Annotated in this window: 5 protein-coding genes and 1 pseudogene; 4 read left to right on the top strand and 2 right to left on the bottom strand. The window is 74.5% G+C overall.

What is annotated here, in order from left to right:
• Positions 1–404, top strand: a pseudogene (locus G5C65_RS29720) (hypothetical protein); the annotation flags it as partial.
• 162 nt (positions 405–566) lie between these two features.
• Here G5C65_RS29720 and G5C65_RS29715 read toward each other — a convergent pair.
• The gene (locus G5C65_RS29715; RefSeq protein ID WP_165302143.1) at positions 567–2,240 is read right to left on the bottom strand and encodes an AMP-binding protein; all 1,674 of its coding nucleotides are present in this window, start codon (positions 2,238–2,240) and stop codon (positions 567–569) included.
• Positions 2,241–2,329: 89 nt separating this feature from the next.
• Between G5C65_RS29715 and G5C65_RS29710 the strand changes: the two genes are divergently transcribed.
• The 3 genes from G5C65_RS29710 to G5C65_RS29700 all read left to right on the top strand — a co-directional run bounded on the left by G5C65_RS29710 (position 2,330) and on the right by G5C65_RS29700 (position 5,138).
• Positions 2,330–3,382, top strand: coding sequence for an endonuclease/exonuclease/phosphatase family protein (locus G5C65_RS29710; protein WP_338146727.1), 1,053 nt, complete (start codon positions 2,330–2,332; stop codon positions 3,380–3,382).
• 102 nt (positions 3,383–3,484) lie between these two features.
• Positions 3,485–4,447 (top strand): ArsR/SmtB family transcription factor, encoded by a 963-nt coding sequence (locus G5C65_RS29705; RefSeq protein ID WP_165302141.1) that lies wholly within the window; start codon positions 3,485–3,487, stop codon positions 4,445–4,447.
• Positions 4,448–4,544: 97 nt separating this feature from the next.
• On the top strand, positions 4,545–5,138 hold the full coding sequence (locus tag G5C65_RS29700) for an SbtR family transcriptional regulator (protein WP_165302140.1): 594 nt from the start codon (positions 4,545–4,547) through the stop codon (positions 5,136–5,138).
• Positions 5,139–5,254: 116 nt separating this feature from the next.
• On the opposite strand, the gene G5C65_RS29695 is transcribed toward G5C65_RS29700, so the two are convergent.
• The coding region (locus G5C65_RS29695) for an XdhC family protein (protein WP_165302139.1) at positions 5,255–5,849 on the bottom strand (595 nt) is incomplete at its 5' end.

Below are 5,849 nucleotides of genomic sequence, written 5' to 3'. Positions count from 1 at the left end.
GCGCCCCGCCCCCGCCGCTGCGCCGCCCGGCGTTCCGCCCCGTCACCATCCGTACCGCGCAGGACGCGAAGACGGCCGCCGCGCAGTATCTGCGCTGGCTGGGCTTCACGGATGTCAAGGCCACCGAGCGGAGCCCGGCCTCCGGGATCGACCTGCGCGGCCCCGACGTCATCGCCCATGTGGACCCGACCACCTCGCCCACGGGGCTGCGCGAGGTGGAGACGCTGTGGCTGAACGGGCTCAACGAGTCGGCCGTCGCCGTCTGCTTCTCCCTGGCGGGATACGCGCGGGACGCCCGCGTCCGCGCCGACGAGCTGGGCCTCCCGCTGTTCGTCCTGGACCTGACGGGCACGCCGCAGCCGGTGAACGATCCGGCGGACGAGCTGATCCGCACCACACCGTGAGCTCCGTCCGCTGATCCGGGCAGGGGCTGCCCCTGCCGGGGCGCACGCGATCGGGGGCGCGATCAGGGGCGCGGGGAACTGCGCGACCAGCCACAACGCGCCGGCGGCCCGCGGAGCACGGCAAGGGGCAGCCCCTCCCCGGAGGAGACACCGAGCACGGGGCTAGTCCCGGTACTCCGTTCCCGGAGAGCGCTCCGCGTGATCGCGCAGCTCGACCCTCCGGATCTTCCCCGAGATCGTCTTCGGCAGCTCGGCGAACTCCAGGACCCGCACCCGCTTGTACGGCGTCAGCCGGGCCCGCGCGTGCGCGAGGATCTCCTTCGCCGTCTCCGGCCCCGGCTCCCAGCCGTCCGCCGCGACCACATACGCCTTGGGCACGGCCAGCCGCACCGGGTCCGGCGAGGGCACCACCGCGGCCTCGGCCACCGCCTCGTGCTCCAGCAGCACGCTCTCCAGCTCGAACGGGGAGATCTTGTAGTCGGACGCCTTGAAGACGTCGTCGGCCCGGCCCACGTACGTCAGATAGCCCTCCGCGTCGCGCGAGCCGATGTCGCCGGTGCGGTAGTAGCCGCCGGCCAGGACCCGGGCCGTGCGGTCGGCGTCGTCCTGGTAGCCGGACATCAGGCCCACCGGGCGTCCGCCGTTCAGGTCGAGGCAGATCTCGCCCTCGGCCGCGCCGGGCTCGCCCGTCACCGGGTCGAGCAGGGTGACCTCGAAGCCCGGGGTGGGGCGGCCCATGGAGCCGGCCTTCAGCGGCTGGCCGGGGGTGTTCGCGACCTGGACGGCGGTCTCGGTCTGGCCGAAGCCGTCCCGGATGGTGACCCCCCACTGCCGCCGCACATGCTCGATGACCTCCGGGTTCAGCGGCTCGCCCGCCGCCACGGCCTCCCGCGGCGCCGTCCGCAGCAGGCTCAGGTCCGCCTGGATGAGCATCCGCCACACGGTGGGCGGCGCGCAGAAGACCGTGACGCCCGCGCGGTCCATCTCGGCCATCAGCCGGGCCGGGTCGAAGCGGGTGTAGTTGTGGATGAAGATCGTGGCCTCGGCGATCCACGGCGCGAAGAAGTTGGACCAGGCGTGTTTGGCCCAGCCCGGCGAGGAGATGTTCAGATGCACGTCGCCGGGCTGCAGCCCGATCCAGTACAGGGTCGCCAGATGGCCGATCGGATACGAGCTGTGGGTGTGCTCGACCATCTTCGGCAGCGCCGTGGTGCCGGAGGTGAAGTAGACCAGCAGCGGGTCGTCGGCCGCGGTGGGGCCGTCCGGCTCGTACGTCTCGGCCGCGCCGTACGCCCCGGCGTAGGGGAGCCAGCCCTCGGCCGCGTCCCCGCCCACCGCGATCCGGGTGTAGTCCCCGGGCACCCCGGCGAACTTGCCGGTGTCCGCGGCCCGCACCACCACGTGCCGCGCGGCGCCCCGGGTCACCCGGTCGGTCAGGTCGTCCGGGCCGAGCTGCGGGGTGGCGGGGATGGCGACCGCGCGCAGCTTGCTCAGCGCCAGCAGGGTCTCCCACAGCTCGACCTGGTTGCCGAGCATCACGATCACCCGGTCCCCGGCGCGCACCCCCTGCGCGCGCAGCCAGTTGGCGACCTGGCCGGAGCGGCGGCGCATCCCGTCGAAGCTGACGCGCTGCTCGCCGCCGTCCTCCTCGACGATGTGCAGCGCGGTGCGCTCGTTCCCCTCGGCGATCCGGTCGAACCAGTCCAGCGCCCAGTTGAAGCGGTCGGGCCGGGGCCAGGTGAACGCGGCACGAGCGGCGGCGTAGTCCGTACGGTGTCGCAGCAGTGTGTCGCGGGCCGCGCGGTACAGCTCGGTCGGGTCGGTGGACTCGGTCATCGCTCCTCCTGTGTGCGGGGCGCACGGCCATGCTCCCGGCCCGTGGGGCCCCAGTCGTCCCGGCGCCATCATGCGGCATCATCGAGGCCGTGTACACGGGGACGAACGCCGCGCGCGGCCAAGGTGACCAGGGCGGCCGGGACGAGCACAGGGAGCGCGCGGACGCGGGCGGGCCCGCCCCCCGGCGGGCGCGCAGACGCCACCCGGTGCTCGCCGCACTGGCGGCGCTGGTGCTGCTCGGCCTCACCCTGCCGCTGGCGGTGCGCGCCGCCGACGCGGACGGCATCTCCCCCGTGCCGCAGATGCTGGCGTTCCTCCCGTGGTTCCTCGCGCCCGGCTGGCTCGCGCTGCTCGGCGCGGCGCTGGCCCGGCGTCCGCTGCTGATGGTGTGGGCCGTGGCCGTACTGGCGGCGACGGGCTGGTTCCTCCAGCCGTACGGCCCCGACGCGCCGGCCGGCGCCCAGGAGCGGGCCTCGAAGGCCCGGTTCCGGGTGCTGACGGCCAATCTGCAGTACGGCCGCGCCACCGAAGCGCTGGTGGACACGGTGCTCCGGGAGCGCCCGCAGATCGTCTCCGTCCAGGAGTGCGACCGGCGCTGTGCGCGGGCCCTGCGCAGCCCCGAGCTGCGCGAGGAGTACCCGCACCGGCTGATCACCAGCGGCAGCCCCGCCGAGGGCTCCGCGCTGCTCAGCGTCTATCCGCTGAAGAGCGAGCGCCAGGTGCCGGGGGAGCTGTCCATGCCGGGCGCCACGGCGACCGTCGCCGGGCGGCCGGTGCGGCTGCAGGTCGCGCACCCGATGCCGCCGGACTTCGGCAAGCTGGGCGCGTGGCGGCGCGAGCTGGGCGCGCTGCGGGACTACGCCCAGCGGCGGGGCGACATCCCCACCGTCATCGCGGGCGACTTCAACTCCTCCCAGGACCACGCCGCGTTCCGCGCCATCCTGGACACCGGCATGCACGACGCCGCCCGGATGCTCGGCCAGTCCCGCACGCCCACCTGGCCGTCGGCGACGGCGCCGCCGCTGGGCGCGCAGATCGACCATGTTCTGGTGAGCGACCCGCTGGTGCCGGTGGACGGCCGGTTCCTGGACTTCCCGGGCACGGACCACCGCGCGTTCCTCGCGGACATCAAACTCTTCTGACCATTCTCATCGAGCGTTTATGGCGTACACCCGGCGCCGTGGGAACAATGAGAGTCTCTTGGGAATCCAACGCGACACCGCGCACAGCGTATCGGGGGACTTATGCTGCGCCTTCACTTCACGGCAGCCGACCTGGCGCGCACCCGCGTCGCCGACGGCCCCGACCTGCTGTGGGAGACCGTCCTCAGCCTGCACCGGCTCCGCGACCAGCGGCTGGACCCCCAACTTACCGGCTGGAGCGCGCAGGTGCGGCGCCAGGCCCTGGACTCGCTGCCGCTGCTGCTGCCGCTGGTGCCGCAGCGCGGGTACTTCCCGGACTTCCTCACGCCGCCCGAGGGCGCGCTCGGCCTGGAGTACGGGCTGGACGCGCTGCTGTCGACCCCGCAGCGGCAGCTGCGCGGCCAGCTGGAGCTCCTGTACCGCTCCGTGCACCCCACCCCGTGGACGCGGGAGCTGGCGGACGGCAAGGCCGCCGCGCTGCGCCGGCTGGGCGACGCGCTGCGGGCGTACCAGCGCACGGCCGTGGGCGCGTGGTGGCAGCCCATTCGCGGCCGGGTCGAGGCCGACCGCACCCAGCGGGCCCGCACCCAGTGGACGCGGGGCACGGAGGCGCTGCTGTCCAGCCTCGGGCCGACGATCCGCTGGCGCGCTCCGGTGCTGGAGGCGGACTACCCGGTGGACCGGGATCTGCGTCTGGAGGGGCGGGGGCTGCTGCTGATCCCCTCGTACTTCTGCCATCTGCGGCCCATTGCGCTGGCCGACCCGGAGCTGCCGCCGACCCTGGTGTACCCGGCGCGGGCGCCGGGCCCGCAGCCGCCCGCCGTCGCGGAGGCGACGGCGCCGCGGCTGGCTCCGCTGCTCGGGCACACACGGGCCGCGGTGCTGCAGGCCCTCGGGAGCAACTGCACCACGAGCGAGCTGGCGCGGCGCGCCGGGGTCTCGGTGTCCTCGGCGAGCGAGCACGCTGCGGTGCTGCGGCGGGCGGGGCTGATCTCCAGCTCCCGGGAGCGCAACGCCGTCCACCACGCCCTGACCCCCATGGGCCTGGCCCTGCTGGAGGGCTGACGCCGACTCTGCCATCATCGGGAATCGGAATCCTGTTCCGAGAACGATACGGAACAGGGTTTCGCTTGGCAAGCCGAACGGTGGAGGGAGCGGCGCGGTGAACGACAGCGGCGAGGGCACGGCGCAGGCGGCCCGGCCCAAGCGGGCGGACGCCCGGCGCAACGAGGCGGCCCTGCTGGACGCGGCGGCCGCGGTCTTCGTCGCCTCGGGCGTGGAGGCGCCGGTCCGGGACATCGCGGCCGAGGCCGGCGTCGGGGTGGGCACGATCTACCGCCACTTCCCGACGCGGGCCGACCTCATCGTGGCCGTCTACCGGCACCAGGTCGACGCCTGCGCCGAGGCCGGACCGGCGCTGCTGGCCGCCGGCGCGACGCCGCACGCCGCGCTGGCGGAGTGGATCAACCGCTTCGTCGACTTCCTGGTCACCAAGCACGGCCTCGCCGCCGTCCTGCAGTCGGACAACGCCGGCTTCGACACGCTGCACACCTACTTCCTGGACCGGCTCGTGCCGGTGTGCGCCGAGCTGCTCGACGCCGCGGTGGAGGCCGGCGAGGTCCGCTCCGACCTCGGGGCACTCGAACTGCTGCGCGGCGTCGGCAACCTCTGCATCGGCGCGGAGGATCCCCGTTACGACGCGCGCCGCCTGGTCGACGTCCTCATCGCGGGCCTCCGCCGGCCCCCCGCCCACTGACAACGGCTGGCGCCCCGCAGGGGCGCGGGGAACTGCGCGGGCAACCCCATCGCACCCGAAGCCTGCGACGCACCGGCAGGGCCAGCCCCGACCCAGCGAGATCCGCCGGTCACGGCCTAGCCGAGGGGACGGTGGATCGGGGTGTGCGCCCCCGCGAGCGGGACCCCGCTGCCGCCGTGCCGCACGGCGACGATCTCCGCGGCGATGGACAGCGCCGTCTCCTCCGGCGTACGGCCCCCCAGGTCGAGGCCGATGGGCGAGCGGAGAGCGGCCAGCTCCGCCTCGCCCAGGCCCGCCTCGCGCAGCCGCTCCAGCCGGTCCAGATGGGTGCGCCGGGAGCCCATCGCGCCCACATACGCCACGGGCAGCCGCAGCGCCCGCTCCAGCAGCGGCACATCGAACTTGGCGTCGTGCGTGAGCACACAGACGACGGTCCGCGCGTCCAGGTCGCGCTGCGCCTCCAGATAGCGGTGCGGCCACTCCGTGACGACCTCGTCGGCCTCCGGGAAGCGGCGGGCCGTGGCGAAGACGGGGCGCGCGTCGCACACCGTCACCCGGTAGCCGAGGAAGGCGCCGATGCGGGCCAGCGCCGCCGCGAAGTCGATGGCACCGAACACCAGCATCCGGGGCGGCGGTACGGAGGACTCCACCAGCAGGGTGACCGGGCGTCCGCAGCGGCTGCCCTCCTCCCCCACCTCCACGGTGCCGGTG

The organism is Streptomyces boncukensis (genome assembly GCF_011045075.1).
In the GTDB taxonomy this organism is placed as follows: Bacteria; Actinomycetota; Actinomycetes; order Streptomycetales; family Streptomycetaceae; genus Streptomyces; species Streptomyces boncukensis.
Note: the sequence above shows the minus strand (reverse complement) of the source record. Positions and strands in the feature narration are given on the sequence as shown.